Origin of the sequence: Brucella sp. 22210, assembly GCF_052045675.1 — a bacterium.
Taxonomy (GTDB): Bacteria; Pseudomonadota; Alphaproteobacteria; order Rhizobiales; family Rhizobiaceae; genus Brucella.
Map to the genome: position 1 here is coordinate 5,001 of NZ_JBQEPD010000003.1, position 16,327 is coordinate 21,327.

Sequence of the window (16,327 nt, forward strand, 5' to 3'; positions counted from 1 at the left end):
CTGACTGCAAGACTGACAAGTCGAGCAGAGACGAAAGTCGGTCATAGTGATCCGGTGGTCCCGCGTGGAAGGGCCATCGCTCAACGGATAAAAGGTACGCCGGGGATAACAGGCTGATGACCCCCAAGAGTCCATATCGACGGGGTTGTTTGGCACCTCGATGTCGACTCATCGCATCCTGGGGCTGGAGCAGGTCCCAAGGGTATGGCTGTTCGCCATTTAAAGCGGTACGTGAGTTGGGTTCAGAACGTCGTGAGACAGTTCGGTCCCTATCTGCCGTGGGTGTAGGAATATTGATAGGATCTGTCCCTAGTACGAGAGGACCGGGATGGACGTATCTCTGGTGGACCTGTTGTCGTGCCAACGGCATAGCAGGGTAGCTATATACGGACGGGATAACCGCTGAAGGCATCTAAGCGGGAAACCCACCTAAAAACGAGTATTCCCTATCAGAGCCGTGGAAGACCACCACGTTGATAGGCCGGGTGTGGAAGTGCGGCAACGCATGTAGCTTACCGGTACTAATAGCTCGATCGACTTGATCACTCCCATTTACAATATCCATCAAGCGTAGCTTGATGATCTATATCGCTCACGCCAGTCTGGCTTCGCCAGACGGCTGCGCGGGCGCGCCGGAAAACCGGCGGCACACAGTCGTGTGCTTTTTATTATCTGCACGAAAGACGGCATGGTGAATGAAGCAGTGAGTGAACATACTCACTTGACTTGCTTATTCCCCTACTGCCCTAATCCAGCTTCTCAATTTGTGTTCTTCGCCGACCTGGTGGTTATGGCGGAGCGGCTGCACCCGATCCCATTCCGAACTCGGCCGTGAAACGCTCCAGCGCCAATGGTACTTCATCTTAAGATGCGGGAGAGTAGGTCGCTGCCAGGTCTGCCAAGCACACAAATCAAACCATCTTCTCTAAAACATACAAAACACTCCAAATACGCGTAAAACGCTAAAAATACCCAACCGGTTATAATATACACACCCTGGCGCGGGGTGGAGCAGCCCGGTAGCTCGTCAGGCTCATAACCTGAAGGCCGCAGGTTCAAATCCTGCCCCCGCAACCAAACAGTCAAACAACCATTCCAAAAAGCCCGCTAACAAAGCGGGCTTTTGGCGTTTAAGGCGAAGATACTGAAACTAAGAGGGTGACAGATCGCGATCAAGTGAGCGCGAAAATTTGGTCTTGTTCATTAGAGCAAAACCGCGATAAGCCGGTCGTAGATAATTCTACCTTCCTGAAGCATAGTCTTTGATCCTCGTTGCGCACGAGTTGGATTATGCCCTAACCGGACAGATACCATGACGACGCAGACCACCAGCCACGGCCTCAATGACCTTTCCTCACTCGTTCAGCAGCTCTCGGACAAGGTGGAGCCGGATCTGATCGAAATCCGCCGTGATATTCACGCCCATCCCGAAACCGGCTTCGATGTGGAGCGGACGGCTGGCGTGGTGGCGCGCGAGCTGGAGCGTCTCGGCATCGAGCATCAGACCGGCATTGGCCGTACCGGTGTTGTGGGGCTGATCAAGGGCGGGCGTCCGGGGCCGACGCTGGTTATCCGCGCCGACATGGACGCGCTGCCCATCGAGGAGCAGACCGGCCTGCCTTTTGCCAGCACCCATCAGGGCAAGATGCATGCCTGCGGTCATGATCTCCACACGGCGACGCTGATCGGTATTGGCAGCGTGCTCAAGGAAATCGCACCGCGCCTGAGCGGCAATGTAAAGCTGATGTTCCAGCCCGCCGAGGAAACACTGGAAAGCGGCGCCCGCGCCATGATCGCGGACGGTATTCTGGACGGTGTGGACTATGCGCTCGGCTTTCATAACCAGCCTGAAGAACCGACCGGCACTTTCACCTTTGTGGAAGGTGTGGCGAATGGTTCGTCGGACGAGTTCGATATCACCGTTCATGCGGCTTCCGGCCATGCAGCCCGTCCGCATCAGGCTGTTGATCCGATTGTTGCGACGGCGCAACTGATCAACCAGCTGCAGACGGTCGTATCGCGCGAGGTCGACCCGATGCATACGGCTGTGCTCACCATCGGTTCGATCCATGGCGGTCACACCCATAATATCATTCCGGATGCGGTGACGCTGATGGGCACCGTCCGTTGTCAGGATGCGGCAACGCGTGATGTGGTCGAGGCTGCGGTGCGTCGCATCTGCGCGGGGCTTGAGGCGTCCATGCGGGTGCGCTGCGAAATCAATTATGTGCGCGGCGTGCCGTCAATGGTGTCCGATCCCTTTCTGATCGAGACAACGGGTGCGGCCATTCGCGAGCACTACGGCGATGTCTATTTCAAGCGCGGCGGCAGTCTCGGCTCGGAAGACTTTGCTCTGGTGGCCGAGAAGGTGCCATCGTTCCAGTTGGGCGTCGGTGCGTCGCAGGAAGGCCGCAACGACAAGCTGCACAATTCCGACTATCAGCCGGACGAACGCTCGATTGCAAATGGTGTCGTCGCGCTGTCGCTGGCGGCGATCCGCATTCTTTCCTGATATAAAAAAGGCGGCTATAAAGCCGCCTTTTTCTTTGAACCTAGAGCATTTCCAGCAAAAGTGCGTAGCGGTTTTGCGTAGGATAATGCGTAAAAACAAATAGATGGAGCGGTTCCACGATTCCGTTTTAACCGGAACCGCTCTAGACGCGAACTCATGCGCAGAGATATTTGCTCGACAATGCGTGGATGTGGTTGGTGCCGATGCCGCAGCAACCGCCGATAATGCCTGCGCCATTCTTTACCCAGCGCTGCGCCCAGACGCCATAGGCATCCGGATCGAGATCGGCGCGCACTTCCGTCACGGTTGCATTGGCCTCTTCGTCGCCCTGCTGCGACGGGAAGGCATTGGCATAAACGCCGACCGGAATATCCTTGCCAAGTTCGTCGAAAACTTTTTTGGCAGCCAGAATGGCGGCATCCATGACTTCCGGCATGGCGCAATTGAACAGCAGCGCTTCTGCGCCGATTTCTGCGGCCAGACGCGCACCTTCGGCGACGGTTTCGCCCGAACGAAGCTGTGCCTCGCTCATGTCTTCCGGCGCAACATCGTCACGCAGCGTATAGGAAACCCATAGCGGCTTGCCGGTGCTGCGGGTGGCCGCATGGGCAGCTTTCACTTCGGCGAGGCTGCTCTGGGTTTCGGCCAGCCAGAGATCAACCGAAGGCGCAAGACCGTCAACCAGAACGCCGAGCAGTTCGCCCGCACGGGCCGGATCGAACAAGTCTGGCTGGTAGGAGCCGAAGACCGGCGGCAGTGAACCGGCGACCTTCACGTCGCGGTCGGACGCATCGGCGGCTTCGCGGGCAATGGTGCCGGAAAGGGCTGCGAGCTTGTGACCATCCGCGGCAAAGCGCTCTTCGCCGATATGGAACGGCACGACCGCATAGCTGTTGGTGGTGATGACATCGGCGCCAGCGGCAATATAGCCGTCATGCACTTCGCGCACGAATTGCGGGCCTTCCATCAGGGCAAGCGCCGACCATTCCGGCTGGCGGAATGGTGCGCCGACGCGCTCCAGTTCGCGGCCCATGCCGCCGTCGAGAATGATTGCCCCTGTGCGCGCGTTGTTGGTCATGAGGTCTTGTCCTTTCAGATATTGTCCTGTGCCGTGCTGGCGCGTGCGGCAATGATGCCGTCGAGCCAGCCGGGTTCCATTTGCGGAACAGAAGCCAGAAGTTTGGCCGTATAGTCGTCGAAGGGCGGCGTCAGCACGCTGGCCTTCGGGCCATAGCGAACCACACGCCCGCGATGCATGACCGCGATACTGTCGGCGATGGCGCGCACAATGGCCAGATCGTGCGTCACAAAGAGATAGGATGTCCCGGTCTCGTTTTGCACCCTGCGCAGGAGATCGAGAATGCCTTCGGCCACCAGCGGATCGAGCGCCGAGGTGGGCTCGTCGCAAAGCAGCAGCTTTGGCCGCGCGGCAAGCGCACGCGCAATGCAGACGCGCTGCTTCTGGCCGCCGGAAAGTTCAGCCGGATAGCGCTCCAGCAAGGTTTGCGGCAGCTCGATGCGATCCATCAGTTCGGCCACGGCCTTGCGCCGGTCTGCGCGACCCATGCCGAAATAAAACTGCAACGGGCGTCCGATGATGTCGGCAATGGTGCGGCGGGGATTGAGCGCCAGATCGGGCAACTGGCTGATCATCTGGATATTGCGCAGTGTTTCCTTCGAGCGGCCTTCAAGGCGCGGGGACAGAACGGCTCCGTCAAAGCGAATTTCACCGGCGGTCGGCGGCAGAAGCCCGCAAACCACGCGGGCCAGCGTCGATTTACCGGAGCCGGACTCGCCGACAATGGCGAGGGTGCGGCCCTTTTCCAGTTCAAGCGAAATGTCGCTCAGCACCGGATTGGCGGGATCATAGGCAGCGCTGATCTTGCTGACGGTCAGGAGCGGTTCGGCAGCTTGTGGCTTACCTTCCACTTCCTTCTGGCGCACAGCAACGAGCTGGCGCGTATAATCTTCGCGCGGCGCGTCGAATATCTGGCGGACGGGTCCTTGTTCGACCATGCGGCCATGACGCAACACCATGATGTCGTCGGCGATCTGGGCGACGACTGCGAGGTCGTGCGAGATATAAAGTGCTGCCGTGCCGGTGGTTTCGATGGCCTTTTTGATCGCGATCAGCACTTCGATCTGGGTGGTCACGTCAAGCGCGGTGGTCGGTTCGTCGAAAACTACGAGATCGGGCTTCGGGCAAAGCGCCATGGCGGTCATGGCGCGCTGCAACTGGCCGCCCGATACCTGATGCGGATAGCGTTCGCCGAAATGCTCCGGATCCGGCAGGCCGAGCATGGCAAAGAGTTCTATCGCGCGTTTTTTGGCTTCCGCGCGTTTCATCAAGCCGTGCCAGACAGTGGCTTCGATAACCTGATCGATCAGGCGATGGGCGGGGTTGAAGGCAGCCGCTGCGGATTGCGCCACATAAGCGACATGGCTGCCGCGCATTGCCTGCATGTCCTTGCGCGACAGCGATAGAATGTTGCTGCCATCAAGTGTCACGGTCCCGCCGGTAATCTGCAAGCCGCCGCGTGCATGCCCAAGAGCTGCAAGACCGATGGTCGATTTGCCCGCGCCGGATTCACCGATGAGGCCAAGCACACGACCTTTGGCGAGGGTCAGGTCGACCTTGTCGACGACAATGCCGTCGTCGGAACGGATTTCCAGACCGGTGATTTTCAGCAAGGGTTCAGCCCCAGTCTCAACCATTGTCCTGCGCACCCCGCTTCAGGCTCGACGTGCGCTGCAAGACCCAATCGACGACGAAATTGACGCTGATCGCCAGAGCCGCAATGGTGCCGCCGGGAATAAGCGCGGCAAAGACGCCGAACATCAGCCCGTCCTTGTTGTCTTTCACCAGACTGCCCCAATCGGCCACTGGCGGCTGTACGCCAAGCCCGAGGAAAGACAGGGTGGAGAGGAACAGGATTGCGAAGACGAAGCGCAGTCCGAATTCGGCCAGCAGCGGCGACAATGCGTTGGGCAGGATTTCGTTGAAGATGATCCAGCCTTTGCTCTCGCCACGCAGGCGGGCGATTTCAACATAGTCCAGCACCACCACATCAGAAGCGATGGCGCGGCTGACGCGGAAAACGCGGGTCGCTTCCAGCACGGCCATGACAGCGATGAGCACGAACACGCTTTTCGGCAGAACGGCGAGCACAACCAGCGCGAAGATCAGCGTCGGGATCGCCATGAGCAGGTCATTGGTGCGCGACAAAAGCTGGTCCGGCCATCCCTTGGAGAGCGCAGCAAGAAAGCCAAGCGGCACGCCAATTGCAAAAGCGGCGATGGTCGAGGCAGCGGCAATCGAAAGTGTCAGTCGCGTGCCCCAGATGACGCGGGACAGAAGATCGCGACCGATATTGTCTGTGCCGAGAAGGGCTTGCGGCGAGGGGCCTTGCCACACGGCGCCCACCACTTCCGAAATCGGATGCGGCGCCAGAAAATCTGCGAAAATGGCGACAAACAGGAAGAAGGCGATACCGCCGAAACCGATGATTGCTAGCAGCGACGAGGATTGCTTGCGCTTTTTCATCGCGGGTGCCTCAGCCGTGGATTGGTCAGGATCACAATGACATCGGCGATGATGTTGAGGCCGATATAGACGGCGGCAAAAATCAGCCCGCAGGCCTGCACCACCGGCACGTCACGCTTGGCGACGTGATCGACCATATATTGGCCCATGCCGGGATAAACGAAGATAACCTCAACCACCACGACGCCGACCACCAGATAGGCGAGGTTCAGCGCAATCACGTTGATGACCGGCGACAGCGCATTGGGCAAGGCGTGTTTCATAAGGATGCGCCAGCGCGGCAGGCCTTTGAGCTGTGCATTCTCGATATAGGGCGACGACATCACCGAAAGCAGCGAGGCGCGCGTCATCCGCACCATATGGCCGGTCACGGCGATCACCAGCGTCATGCAGGGCAGGGCCACAGCCGTCAGGCGCTGCCAGCCGCTCATCGACGAAGTGACGAGCGCGCTCGATGGCAGCAGACCGAGCGAAATCGCAAGATAGGCGATCAGAATATAGGCCACGAAGAATTCCGGCAGCGATATGGTGGCGAGCGTTGCCACGGCTATGCCCCGGTCGATCACCGTGCCGGCATAAAGAACGGAAATGATACCGAGCACAAGCGCCAGCGGTATCGCGAACAGCGCCGACATGGCGGCAAGGTAGAGCGTGTTCGACAGGCGCGGCGCGATGCTTTTGGCGATGTCCTGCCGGTTGGAATAGCTGCGGCCAAGATCGCCTTGCACGGCATTGACCAGCCATTCGGAATAGCGCTGGATTGCCGGTCGCTCAAGGCCGAGTTCCTTGCGGATGCTTTCGACGGCCTGCGGGGTCGCCTGCTGGCCGAGCATGGCGGTTGCCACGTCGCCGGGCAAGATTTGTGTGCCTGCGAAAATGACCACTGATATCGCCCAGAGCAACACAATGCCAAGCAGAATGCGCCGTACGATCAACCCGAGAAGCGAGTTGCCGCGCAGAAAACCACCGGAACGTTTGCGTGAGGAAGGCCTATAGGCTCCCGCGACGGCGGCTTGCGCGTCGAAATCGGGTCGCTCTGTCGGCATGTCTGTCATTCGTGGCTCAGTGTTGGGGCGTCGATCTGCCCCGGAGAAAACCTTGCGGCAAAAGGGTTGCCCGTTTTGGGACCTGCAACGTGTTAATGGTTCGCCGCGCCGCTGCCAAGCCCTGTTTGGACAACGCGTCGATTTTCTATAAGTTTGCTTCCGGTTCGGAATGCGTCTCAAGGGCAAGCAGGGAGATAAAAAGCAAAAATCCCGGACAGAGCCGGGATTTTGCGTGTGCCTGCTGGAAACTGGAGCGGGCGAAGGGATTCGAACCCTCGACCCCAACCTTGGCAAGGTTGTGCTCTACCCCTGAGCTACACCCGCTCGCGCCAGTTTCGACCTGAAAACGTTTCCGATGGAAGTCGTTTCCGTCAGGCAGGCGGTATATGAACCAACGCATTGCAGATTGCAACAGGCAAAACGAGCCTTTCGATGGAAAATTTTTCATCGCTGTGGATGAACGAAATCATGCCCCCACACGACCGGCGCTGAGGCGTGAAAAGCTGATTACCGATGCAAACAGCGCAAAGCCCGAAGCGATGAAGAGTATATAGGGCGTGCCTTCCACGCCCCATTGCGACAGCAGGAAAGCCACAAAGGCCGCACCCAGCGACTGGCCGAGCAGGCGGGCCGTGCCGAGCATACCGCTTGCAGCGCCAGAACGGGCACGCGGTGTCGAGGTGATCATCATGCGGTTGTTCGGCGCCTGAAACAGGCCGAAGCCAATGCCGCAAATGGCCATGCGCCAGCAAATATCGCCAATCGTCGGATGGGCGGGCAACATGCCGACCAGTGCCAGCCCGGCGGCAAAGGTGATGAGGCCGAGCAAGCCCAAAATCGCCGGCGAATGTTTGTCCGAAAGCTTGCCGGACAAAGGCGCAACCAATGCCAGCGCAATCGGCCATGGCATCATGAGAAAACCGACCTCGATCGGTTTGAAACCGAACACGGTCTGGAACAAAAATGGCAGCGAGATGAAGGCCATCATCTGCGCCAGGAACGACATGATCGACGTGCAGATCGAGAGGGTGAATACCGGAATGCGCAACAGATCGAGGGGCAAAAGCGGGTCTGTGGTGCGCAGCGAGCGCCGCGTCAGCAGGATACCCGCTACGAGACAGGCCACGGCCTGAAGCACGACGACAGTTTTGCTGATTTCGTTGCCTGCGCTGTCGATGGTCGTGATCAGAAGGCCGATGGTCAAAGCGCTGAGGATGGCGCTGACGACATCGAACTTGCGCGCCGAGCGCTCGTTCTCCGGCAGGGTCCGGATGCCCATCGCAACCGCTGCGATACCGAGCGGAATATTGATGACGAAGAGCCATGGCCAGGTCAGCGAGGATAGGATGACACCTGCAAGCGTCGGTCCGATGGTCGAGGAAACCGCGACAAAGAGGGCATTGAGCCCGATGGCCGTGCCGAATTTCGCCTGCGGAACAGTATAGCGCAACAGCGCAGTGTTGACGCTCATCAGCCCTGCTGCGCCCAATCCTTGCACGATACGCGCAAGGGTCAGCGTTTCGAGCGAGCGCGCGAAGACGCAAGCCACCGATGCGACCGTAAACAGCGAAACGCCCGCCAGATAGATGCGGCGATAGCCGTAGATTTCGCCAAGCGCTGCCAGCGGCAACAGGCTGATGACGATGGCGAGCTGGTAGCCGTTGACGATCCAGATCGACGCGGCGGGACCGGCGGAAAAATCGGCGGCGATTGTCGGCAACGCGACATTGGCAATGGTGCCGTCGATGACGGCAAGCGTCAAACCGACCATCAAGGTAGCCCATGCCCAATAGATTCTCGGCTTGGGCAATCCGTCCGGTGCGACGGACGTGCCTTGCTTGATGACGGTTTCGTGCTTCATGTCATTGACCAGTCTGAGGGATGGCGGCAACCTTAACCCGATTGGGAAGGTGAGCAAGCTATCTAACCCAAAAATGCCCGCCGAACAGCGTTTTTGCCCGATAAATTGATCGGGTAACGCTATTGTGTGCCGTTTGCGGGCGAAACGGGCAGGTTCATCACCCGGGCATAGTGGCGGGGATTGAAACTGAGATAGAGCGGGCAGATCGCTGCGACCAGTACAAGATGCATGATCCAGCCCGCAGCAAAGCCGCCGGTGATGTTATGGAGCAGCGCGGTTGCGACAGGTCCAAGTGCTGCAATAAGAAATCCGCCGCCCTGCATCATGGCGGCCAGAGCACCTGCTTCATCCGGTTTCGGCAAATGATCGAGCGAGGTGATCATGGCCAGCGCGAAACTGCCGCCGAGACCAGCGCCGCAGATCGCCGACCACAGAACGGGCGAGATATCGGGCGCGAAGGCAAGCCCGGCAAATCCGACAGCCTGCATCAACAGGCTGAACAGCAGCCATGGGCGGCGGTCGACGCTGCGTCTTGCGAGCATGGGCAGCGCAAAGGCGCTCAACGCCTGCGCAATCGCCATGGTGGCGACAAGGCTGCCCGTCGCCGAGGCCTCAAGCCCGAGCGTCTGATAATAAGGCGCAAGCCATGCGACCATTGAGGAATAACCGGCATTCACAAGGCCGAATGCGGCCATCAGCGCCCATGTGCGCGGACGTCGCAACAGCGTGGCTGTGATGCCCGACTTTTGGCGCGTTGCTTCCGTTGCGCTAGGGCCGTCTTTCAGGATCGGCACGGCGGCGATCAGTGCGAGCACGGCGGGAATGGCCAGCAAAGAGAGCGCATAGCGCCAGTTATGGGCGGCACCGGCAAACCATGGCGCCAGCCGTGCGCCGAGCGCGCCGCCGCCCATGATGGTTGCGGAATAAAGTCCGGTGATCGTGGCGATGGACGACGGAAATCTGGCCTTGATGAGACCGGGCATCAGCGCCTGTATCATGGCAACGCCAGCGCCGCAGAGAATGGCCGTGATGATCAGTGACAGGCCGTCCGGCACGATACCGCGCAGCGCCGATCCGGCCGCGAGGACCGCGAGTGCTGCGAACATGCTGCGGCGTGTGCCGAAAAGCGACTGGATGCGCGGGGCAACAAATGCGCCAAGCCCCATCAGCAGCATTGGCAGAAAGGTCAGGAGTGAAAGCGCGCCGAACTCCATGCCCGTATCGGCGGCAATATCTGACAGAACCGGCCCCGGTCCCGTCAGGAAAGGCCGCAAATTGAGGCCGATCAGGGCGACGAGCGCGACAAGAGCAATGGGCGCGGTCTGGTTACCGCCGGTGCTGGAATGGTTGTTCTGCATGATGAGACTTTATTATGTGCCGCTGCGATCCTGCCATGTGCGGAGGAGGCGCTCGCCTTCTTCCGATGGACAATGTTCAAAGCGGATACCGGTCTGCGCGCTGACGGGCTTGACCAGTTCAGCGGCGATTTTGGCGGTGGACAGGCCGTAGGGTTCGGCCTGTTCGTTGGAATTGGCGAACAGGATTTTGTCGACGCCCGCCATGCGCATGGCCGCGAAGCACATGGGGCAGGGCTGGCCGCTGGCATAGACGGCGCAACCGTCAAGACGCGGCGATTGCAGGGCCTTGCCTGCTGCGCGCAGCGCCAGCAATTCGGCATGGGCGGTCGGGTCGCATTCGGCCTGCATGCGGTTGACGCCGGTGGCAATGACGTCACCGTCCTTGACCACCACCGCGCCGAACGGACGCCCGCCCTGTTCGATATTGTCGAAGGCAAGCGCTATGGCCTGATCGAGAAAGGCGCGGTCGGTGCTCATTTCGCGCTTGCCTTTTCAAGAAGGGCGACCATGGGCGCAAAGCCGCGCTGGCGTGCATGCTGCAATGACGTCACGCCGTCCTTGTCGGCAAGGTTCACATCGGCACCGGCATCGATCAGTTGCCTGACGATTTCGACATGGCGTTCGCCGCCATCGCCCAGAATGACGGCTTCCAGCAATGCGGTCCAGTGAAGCTTGTTGATGTGATCGACATTCACGCCCGCTGCAATCAGCGTGCGCACCGTCTCGACATGACCGCGCTCGGAAGCCGGGATCAGCGCCGTTCCGCCATAACGGTTGGTGCTTTTCAGGTCCGCGCCATGGGCCAGCGTCAGTTTTAGGATTTCGAGATGGCCGCGTGCACCCGCATAAAGATAGGGGCTGTCATTGATCGCGTCCTTGGCATTCACATTCGCGCCCGCCTCGATCAGAGCGCGTGCAACATCGATGTGATTGGCGTGGGTCGCGGCGAGCAGGGCCGTTTCGCCATTTTTGCCGCGCGCTTCAAGATCGGCTCCGGCCTTGATGGCGGCATTCACGGCGGCGAGGTTGCCGCTGCTGGCTGCTTCGATAAGGCCGGTTTCGGTTTGTGCGATGGCCTGATGGCCGGGCAAGGTGGGTTCGCTCATGACAATCGCTCCTGCAATCAATGCCAAGGCACTCAAGCTGAATAATGTTCGGCGCATTGCGGCTCTCCTTGGTTGACCGTTTTCATACAGCCTGGCGGTTATATTTGAAAATTAAATGTTGAACTGATATTCAGTGGATTTATGAATACTATGTTCAATCTCGATTTGATGCGGGCTTTCGTCACGGTCGTCGACAGCCGGAGCTTCACGGTTGCGGCGCAGCAATTGCATTCGACGCAATCGACCATCAGCCAGAAAATATTGCGGCTGGAAGAGGCGGCGGGACAGGCCTTGCTGGAGCGGGCGCGCCGCGATGTGCGGCCCACCGATGCAGGGGAAAAGCTGCTTGGCTATGCGCGGCGTATGCTGCACCTGCACGATGAAGCCGCTGCCGCCATGACCGGCAGCGCGCTTGCGACGGTGTTTCGTCTGGGCCTGCCGGAAGATTTCGCATCGCGGCTGGTCACGCCTGCCCTGGCGGCTTTCATGCGGGAACATCCGAATATCAAGCTGGAAGTGACAAGCGGTCTCAGCCGCGACTTGCAGAAAGGTTTCGAGACAGGTGACTTTGATCTCGTGATGGTCAAGCAGAAGCGCGGCGAGACAGTCGGCAAGATGCGCTGGCCGGAGCCTTTGACCTGGCTTGAGAGTGCGGATTTTCCGGTGTCGTCAATGTCGCGGCTTGAACCGCTGCCGCTGGTCGCCTTTCCGCCGAACGGGCTTTATCGCAGCGACATGATGGAGGCGCTCGATCGGATCGGCAGGCCCTGGCATGTGGTGTTCACCAGTTCCAGTCTGGTGAGCATTCAAAGTGCCGTGGCGGAGGGACTTGGCGTCAGCCTGTTGCCGACGCGCGTTATTTTACCCGCCCACCGCGCCGTGCCGGAGCTTGCGGGCCTGCCTGCGGTCGAGCCGATGGAAATCGTCATCCGGCACATGGATCATGGCCCCGAACAGATCAGGCAACTGGCCGGGATACTGGCTGAAACAGTAGAAAATTAAGTGCCTGTTCCAAAAGTCACCATGCCGGTCTGCAAATGGCAATTTGAGATTTGCATGCGCACAATCTGATCCGAAAAGTCTGCAACTTTTCAGGATTGTGCAAGGCTTCCCGTGCTCACGTACCCAAAAGTACGGCTCAAGCTCCGGTTCTCGAAATCGCCATTTTCGCCACGGCCTGCCGCCTTTTTGATTCTGACACGAAGCGTCCACCCATGTTTGGTGTGACTCATTGCTTTGCCGGCGTGACTCCACTTGACTCTTCGGAAGGCCGGGTGTTTTTGCCGGAAGTGCTTTATCGCTACAGAAATGCCGACAGGATAGCCTCACGCCATTACAATAAAGTCTCTTTCGCCCGCTGCGACAGCCAAGCGGCATGGCTTTTGCTTTAAGCAGACGGGAGATACTTTACGGGAATAAGACAATGTCCAACTCAACCACCATCCACAACGACGGAAATACACTGTTTCCGATCGTTCTTTCCATCGTTGCCGCTGCGGCAACCGGCGTTCTCTGGGCTTATGCCAATCCGATCCAGCTGGTTCCGGGCGTGATCCAGTGGCGCATTTTTGCCTTCCTGCCGCCGCTGGTCGGTATTCTGCTGGGCCGCAAGAGCGGTTTCATCTGCGGCTATCTCGGCACCATCATCTGGTCGCTGCTCGCTGGCACCTTCATTCCTGCGCATTCGCTGCTCATCGACGGCATCATGGTTGGCCTGACCGGCCTGATCCCCGGCATCCTGTTCGATCCGAAGACCACGACTTTCAATCGCGCCACGCTGATTAAAATTGCAGCGACCTGCCTGATTGTTGGCCTCTTGATGGTTGCCGCCGTTTCGGCAAGCCTTGCCTATCTCGGCATTTTCCCGTTCTGGTGGGCCGTCATGTATCTCGGTCTTTCCGATATCGTTCCGATGCTGATCGGCACCCCGCTGTTGGTGGTTCCGGCCCTGAAGATTCTCAAGGGCGCGCATCCGTCCGGTTTCACGCGTTTCTGAGAACGGGCCCGGAAAAGTGCTCCAACTGCAGAATGTTAAAGTGGGCTTTGGCGATTCCGTTCTGGCAATCGCCGAGGCCAGCCTCGATATCCGTGACGGCGAACGCCTTCTGGTCTGCGGCGCGGGCGGCAGTGGCAAGACCACGCTGCTCAACGCCGCATCCGGCATTGTGCCGCGTCTGATCACCCCGCAGGTTTTCGGCGGCGATGTGACGCTGAACGGCAAGCCCATCTCTTCCATGTCGAAGGATGAGCTGTTCAGCACGGTCGGTGTGGTTTCGCAGAATGTGGAAGACCAGCTCTGGGATCTCAGCGTCGAAGACCTGATTGCCTTTCCGCTGGAAAATCGCGGCCTTGCCAAAGACGCCGTCCGCACGCGGATTGACGATCTTCTCAACGAGCTTGAACTGAACGCCTTGCGTGGCCGTCGCGTGCTGACCCTTTCGGGCGGCGAGCGGCGCATGGTGGCCATGGCCGCCGCACTGGCTGCCGAGCCGAAGCTCCTGATCCTCGACGAGCCGACCACGGGTCTTGATCCGGCGGCGCGCCAGCGTCTTGTGCGGGTTCTCAAAAAGCTCGGTGCGGAAATTCCGGCCCTGCTGATTGCCGAACAGGATCCTGCCTCCTTGCAGGCCGTCGTCACCGATGTCGGTCTGGTGAAGGAAGGCAAGCTTGCGCCCGTCGTGCCGCTTGCTTCCATCATCAATGATGCGGGAGCCTGGGAAGATGCGGGGGTTCTGCCGCCTGTGGCGGTGCGCAAGCGCCTTGCCGGTGGCAAAGCCGATGGTCAGGTGCTCGTTTCCGTGTCGGGCATCAAGACCCAGCTTCAGCGCCGTGATGGCCAGCCGGTTCTTGAAAACGTGAATTTCCAGATACGGGCGGGCGAGGTCGTAGGTCTGATTGGCAAGAACGGTGCGGGCAAGACCACGCTGTTCCAGTCCATTCTGGGCCTTCAGAAAATTGCGGCCGGTTCAATCACCATTGGCGGCGAGAATGCCGACAAGTGGACTGCCGCAAAGCGCGCCCGTTCGGTTGCCTATCTGCCGCAGAACATGCGCCGGATTCTGTTCAACATGACGGTGCTGGAAGAGGTGGTCTTCGCCATCACAGCGGCGACCCGCGCGCCGAAGGATGACGCCATCACCGCCCGCGCAACCGCTTGCCTGCACAAATATGGTCTGGGCGGTCACGAGGAAACCAACCCGTTTGCGCTGTCCTCGCGGCAGCAGGCCTTGCTTGGTCTCGCCTGTGCGGAAGCGGCGGGCGCTTCGGTTGCCATTCTCGATGAGCCGCTTCTGGCGCGCGATCTCAACGGTCGCCGTATGCTGGAACTGTTCCTCGAAACCGCACTCAGCGAAAACCGTGCCGTGATGCTGATCTCGCACGATCTGGAACTGGTGGACGATGTGTCGTCCCGTGTCATGATCCTCGATAACGGCCATGTCACTTTCGATGGCGATGTGGATGCGTCCTGGGCTTCCGATGCCTATGGCGCACTGGGCTGGCCCAAGCCGCGTGTCGTTGAGACGGGAGAAGCCGCATGAAAATCTTCTACGATTTGAACTTCTTCGTGAAGCTCGTCGCGGCTTTTCTGGTCATGCTTGCAGCCTGGCTGGTGCCCGGCTGGCATTATGGCGTGCCGCTGGCGCTGGTGACGGTCGGCTTTCTGGTACTGGTCAAGGTGCCGGGCCTGCGCGGCTATCTCAAGGGTGCGATGCTGTTGACGCTGCTCGTCATGGCGAGCTGGATTCTCAATCTCGTGCTGCAAGGCATGGCCTTCGTGGATACGCTGCCGATTGCCGCCGGTATGGCGGCGCGACTGGTGACGACCACGGCGGCCTTCTATTTTGTGATGGAAACCAGCACGCCGGGTTCCATTCTGGCTGCGGCAAGCGCTGCGCGTCTGCCGCCTATGGTAACGCTGGTGCTGTCGCTGACCTTCGGCATCATCCCGATGCTGCGCGAGGATTTCGAACGTATCGCGGATGCGCAGCGCGCCCGCGGCATGGAAATCGATGACGTCTCCTTCCCCATGCGCCTGCGTTTTGCGCTGGCGCGCGGTGTTCCACTTCTGGTGCAGGCAATCCGCATGGCGCATGCCATTTCGCTTTCGCTCGCCATTTATGGCTTCGACACCAAGCGCAAGCGCACCACTTGGCGCAATGTTGGCCTGCTGGTCGAATCACGGCTCAATACCAAGGACGTAAAACGATGACTGAAGACAGCACGAAACTCTCCGGCAACGGACAGGTCTGGACCGTCGATGTGGCAGGCCGCAAGGTCGATCTGCCGATTGTGCCGATCAATCCGAACTTTGCCATTTCCCTGATGATGGTCATCGATCTGGGTGTTCGCTTTGGCGAACATGTGGGCAAGGCACTGGCCGAAAAGCTGGTGCCGCTGAAGCCCGATGTGATCGTCGGCGCTGCAACGCTCGGTATTCCGGTGGCGATTGAAGTGTCGCGCGCGCTTGGTCTCGACGATTATGTGGTGTTGCAGAAGTCGCCGAAAATCCACCTCGGCGATGCGCTGGTGCAGACGATTTCCTCGATCACCTCCAAGGGCGAGCAGCGTCTGCTTCTCGACCGTCAGGCAATCCCGCTTCTCAAGGGAAAGCGCGTGGTCGTGGTGGACGATGTCGTGGCATCCGGTTCGAGCCTCAAGGGCTCGGTCGAACTGGTGCGCAAGGCAGGTGGTGAGGTCGTCGGCATCGGCGTCATCCTCACTGAAGCCAAGGATTGGCAGGCAATGCTTGGCGACGACGTGAAGCTGCTTCACAGCCTCGCGCATATTCCGCAGTTCGACAATCAGGATGGCGAGTGGAAGCCCATCGCCGACAGTTTCTTGTAAAAAACTGTCGCTAGCTCGCATTCACGCACTTTAAAAACGCCGCGCTTGTCGCGGC

Annotated in this window: 14 protein-coding genes, 2 tRNA genes and 2 rRNA genes (1 of these 18 running past the window's edge); 9 read left to right on the top strand and 9 right to left on the bottom strand. The window is 59.5% G+C overall.

All coding sequences use genetic code 11. The annotated features are described in order from the left end of the window. The 4 genes from ACTJKP_RS04985 to ACTJKP_RS05000 all read left to right on the top strand — a co-directional run. Positions 1–546 (top strand): 23S ribosomal RNA (locus ACTJKP_RS04985); it begins 2,267 nt to the left of the window's first position. Between the two features lie 234 nt (positions 547–780). Then, positions 781–895 (top strand): 5S ribosomal RNA (rrf, locus tag ACTJKP_RS04990). 105 nt (positions 896–1,000) lie between these two features. After that, a tRNA-Met gene (locus ACTJKP_RS04995) sits at positions 1,001–1,077 on the top strand. 235 nt (positions 1,078–1,312) lie between these two features. Next, positions 1,313–2,512 (top strand): M20 metallopeptidase family protein, encoded by a 1,200-nt coding sequence (locus ACTJKP_RS05000; RefSeq protein WP_440629888.1) that lies wholly within the window; start codon positions 1,313–1,315, stop codon positions 2,510–2,512. A 154-nt stretch (positions 2,513–2,666) separates the two neighbouring features. On the opposite strand, the gene ACTJKP_RS05005 is transcribed toward ACTJKP_RS05000, so the two are convergent. The 9 genes from ACTJKP_RS05005 to ACTJKP_RS05045 form a co-directional block, all read right to left on the bottom strand. After that, positions 2,667–3,590 carry a homocysteine S-methyltransferase family protein gene (locus ACTJKP_RS05005; protein ID WP_440629889.1) on the bottom strand — a complete coding sequence of 308 codons (924 nt, stop codon included), beginning with the start codon at positions 3,588–3,590 and terminating at the stop codon, positions 2,667–2,669. A gap of 14 nt (positions 3,591–3,604) precedes the next feature. Next, the gene (locus tag ACTJKP_RS05010; RefSeq protein WP_440629890.1) at positions 3,605–5,227 is read right to left on the bottom strand and encodes an ABC transporter ATP-binding protein; all 1,623 of its coding nucleotides are present in this window, start codon (positions 5,225–5,227) and stop codon (positions 3,605–3,607) included. Continuing rightward, positions 5,220–6,056, bottom strand: a complete 837-nt coding sequence (locus ACTJKP_RS05015; protein WP_151592527.1) for an ABC transporter permease — start codon at positions 6,054–6,056, stop codon at positions 5,220–5,222. The genes ACTJKP_RS05010 and ACTJKP_RS05015 overlap by 8 nt, the downstream gene beginning before the upstream one ends. Beyond that, on the bottom strand, positions 6,053–7,102 hold the full coding sequence (locus tag ACTJKP_RS05020; RefSeq protein WP_440630128.1) for an ABC transporter permease: 1,050 nt from the start codon (positions 7,100–7,102) through the stop codon (positions 6,053–6,055). The genes ACTJKP_RS05015 and ACTJKP_RS05020 overlap by 4 nt, the downstream gene beginning before the upstream one ends. Positions 7,103–7,351: 249 nt before the next feature. Beyond that, a tRNA-Gly gene (locus ACTJKP_RS05025) sits at positions 7,352–7,426 on the bottom strand. 142 nt (positions 7,427–7,568) lie between these two features. Further along, complete coding sequence (locus ACTJKP_RS05030; RefSeq protein ID WP_440629891.1) at positions 7,569–8,963, bottom strand: MFS transporter; 1,395 nt, start codon at positions 8,961–8,963, stop codon at positions 7,569–7,571. A gap of 119 nt (positions 8,964–9,082) precedes the next feature. Further along, the gene (locus ACTJKP_RS05035; RefSeq protein WP_440629892.1) at positions 9,083–10,321 is read right to left on the bottom strand and encodes a cyanate transporter; all 1,239 of its coding nucleotides are present in this window, start codon (positions 10,319–10,321) and stop codon (positions 9,083–9,085) included. A 12-nt stretch (positions 10,322–10,333) separates the two neighbouring features. Further along, positions 10,334–10,798, bottom strand: coding sequence for a nucleoside deaminase (locus tag ACTJKP_RS05040; RefSeq protein ID WP_138787267.1), 465 nt, complete (start codon positions 10,796–10,798; stop codon positions 10,334–10,336). Then, positions 10,795–11,427, bottom strand: a complete 633-nt coding sequence (locus ACTJKP_RS05045) for an ankyrin repeat domain-containing protein (protein WP_440629893.1) — start codon at positions 11,425–11,427, stop codon at positions 10,795–10,797. The genes ACTJKP_RS05040 and ACTJKP_RS05045 overlap by 4 nt, the downstream gene beginning before the upstream one ends. 150 nt (positions 11,428–11,577) lie before the next feature. Here ACTJKP_RS05045 and ACTJKP_RS05050 point away from each other — a divergent pair, with 150 nt between their 5' ends. The 5 genes from ACTJKP_RS05050 to ACTJKP_RS05070 all read left to right on the top strand — a co-directional run bounded on the left by ACTJKP_RS05050 (position 11,578) and on the right by ACTJKP_RS05070 (position 16,272). Continuing rightward, complete coding sequence (locus ACTJKP_RS05050; RefSeq protein ID WP_440629894.1) at positions 11,578–12,429, top strand: LysR family transcriptional regulator; 852 nt, start codon at positions 11,578–11,580, stop codon at positions 12,427–12,429. Between the two features lie 421 nt (positions 12,430–12,850). Beyond that, positions 12,851–13,423, top strand: coding sequence for an aminotriazole resistance protein (locus ACTJKP_RS05055; RefSeq protein WP_021586547.1), 573 nt, complete (start codon positions 12,851–12,853; stop codon positions 13,421–13,423). Between the two features lie 16 nt (positions 13,424–13,439). Continuing rightward, on the top strand, positions 13,440–14,966 hold the full coding sequence (locus tag ACTJKP_RS05060; RefSeq protein WP_151592537.1) for an ABC transporter ATP-binding protein: 1,527 nt from the start codon (positions 13,440–13,442) through the stop codon (positions 14,964–14,966). After that, positions 14,963–15,637 (top strand): energy-coupling factor transporter transmembrane component T family protein, encoded by a 675-nt coding sequence (locus ACTJKP_RS05065; protein WP_109989879.1) that lies wholly within the window; start codon positions 14,963–14,965, stop codon positions 15,635–15,637. Before ACTJKP_RS05060 ends, ACTJKP_RS05065 begins: the two co-directional genes overlap by 4 nt. Then, complete coding sequence (locus ACTJKP_RS05070; protein WP_440629895.1) at positions 15,634–16,272, top strand: phosphoribosyltransferase family protein; 639 nt, start codon at positions 15,634–15,636, stop codon at positions 16,270–16,272. Before ACTJKP_RS05065 ends, ACTJKP_RS05070 begins: the two co-directional genes overlap by 4 nt. The last annotated feature ends 55 nt before the right edge of the window (positions 16,273–16,327 follow it).

What these genes read in the sequence shown, in the direction of transcription:
- ACTJKP_RS05000 (WP_440629888.1), top strand. Translation starts at nt 1,313, where the DNA reads ATGACGACGCAGACCACCAGCCACGGCCTCAATGACCTTTCCTCACTC.
- ACTJKP_RS05005 (WP_440629889.1), bottom strand. Translation starts at nt 3,590, where the DNA reads ATGACCAACAACGCGCGCACAGGGGCAATCATTCTCGACGGCGGCATG.
- ACTJKP_RS05010 (WP_440629890.1), bottom strand. Translation starts at nt 5,227, where the DNA reads ATGGTTGAGACTGGGGCTGAACCCTTGCTGAAAATCACCGGTCTGGAA.
- ACTJKP_RS05015 (WP_151592527.1), bottom strand. Translation starts at nt 6,056, where the DNA reads ATGAAAAAGCGCAAGCAATCCTCGTCGCTGCTAGCAATCATCGGTTTC.
- ACTJKP_RS05020 (WP_440630128.1), bottom strand. Translation starts at nt 7,102, where the DNA reads ATGCCGACAGAGCGACCCGATTTCGACGCGCAAGCCGCCGTCGCGGGA.
- ACTJKP_RS05030 (WP_440629891.1), bottom strand. Translation starts at nt 8,963, where the DNA reads ATGAAGCACGAAACCGTCATCAAGCAAGGCACGTCCGTCGCACCGGAC.
- ACTJKP_RS05035 (WP_440629892.1), bottom strand. Translation starts at nt 10,321, where the DNA reads ATGCAGAACAACCATTCCAGCACCGGCGGTAACCAGACCGCGCCCATT.
- ACTJKP_RS05040 (WP_138787267.1), bottom strand. Translation starts at nt 10,798, where the DNA reads ATGAGCACCGACCGCGCCTTTCTCGATCAGGCCATAGCGCTTGCCTTC.
- ACTJKP_RS05045 (WP_440629893.1), bottom strand. Translation starts at nt 11,427, where the DNA reads ATGAGCGAACCCACCTTGCCCGGCCATCAGGCCATCGCACAAACCGAA.
- ACTJKP_RS05050 (WP_440629894.1), top strand. Translation starts at nt 11,578, where the DNA reads ATGTTCAATCTCGATTTGATGCGGGCTTTCGTCACGGTCGTCGACAGC.
- ACTJKP_RS05055 (WP_021586547.1), top strand. Translation starts at nt 12,851, where the DNA reads ATGTCCAACTCAACCACCATCCACAACGACGGAAATACACTGTTTCCG.
- ACTJKP_RS05065 (WP_109989879.1), top strand. Translation starts at nt 14,963, where the DNA reads ATGAAAATCTTCTACGATTTGAACTTCTTCGTGAAGCTCGTCGCGGCT.
- ACTJKP_RS05070 (WP_440629895.1), top strand. Translation starts at nt 15,634, where the DNA reads ATGACTGAAGACAGCACGAAACTCTCCGGCAACGGACAGGTCTGGACC.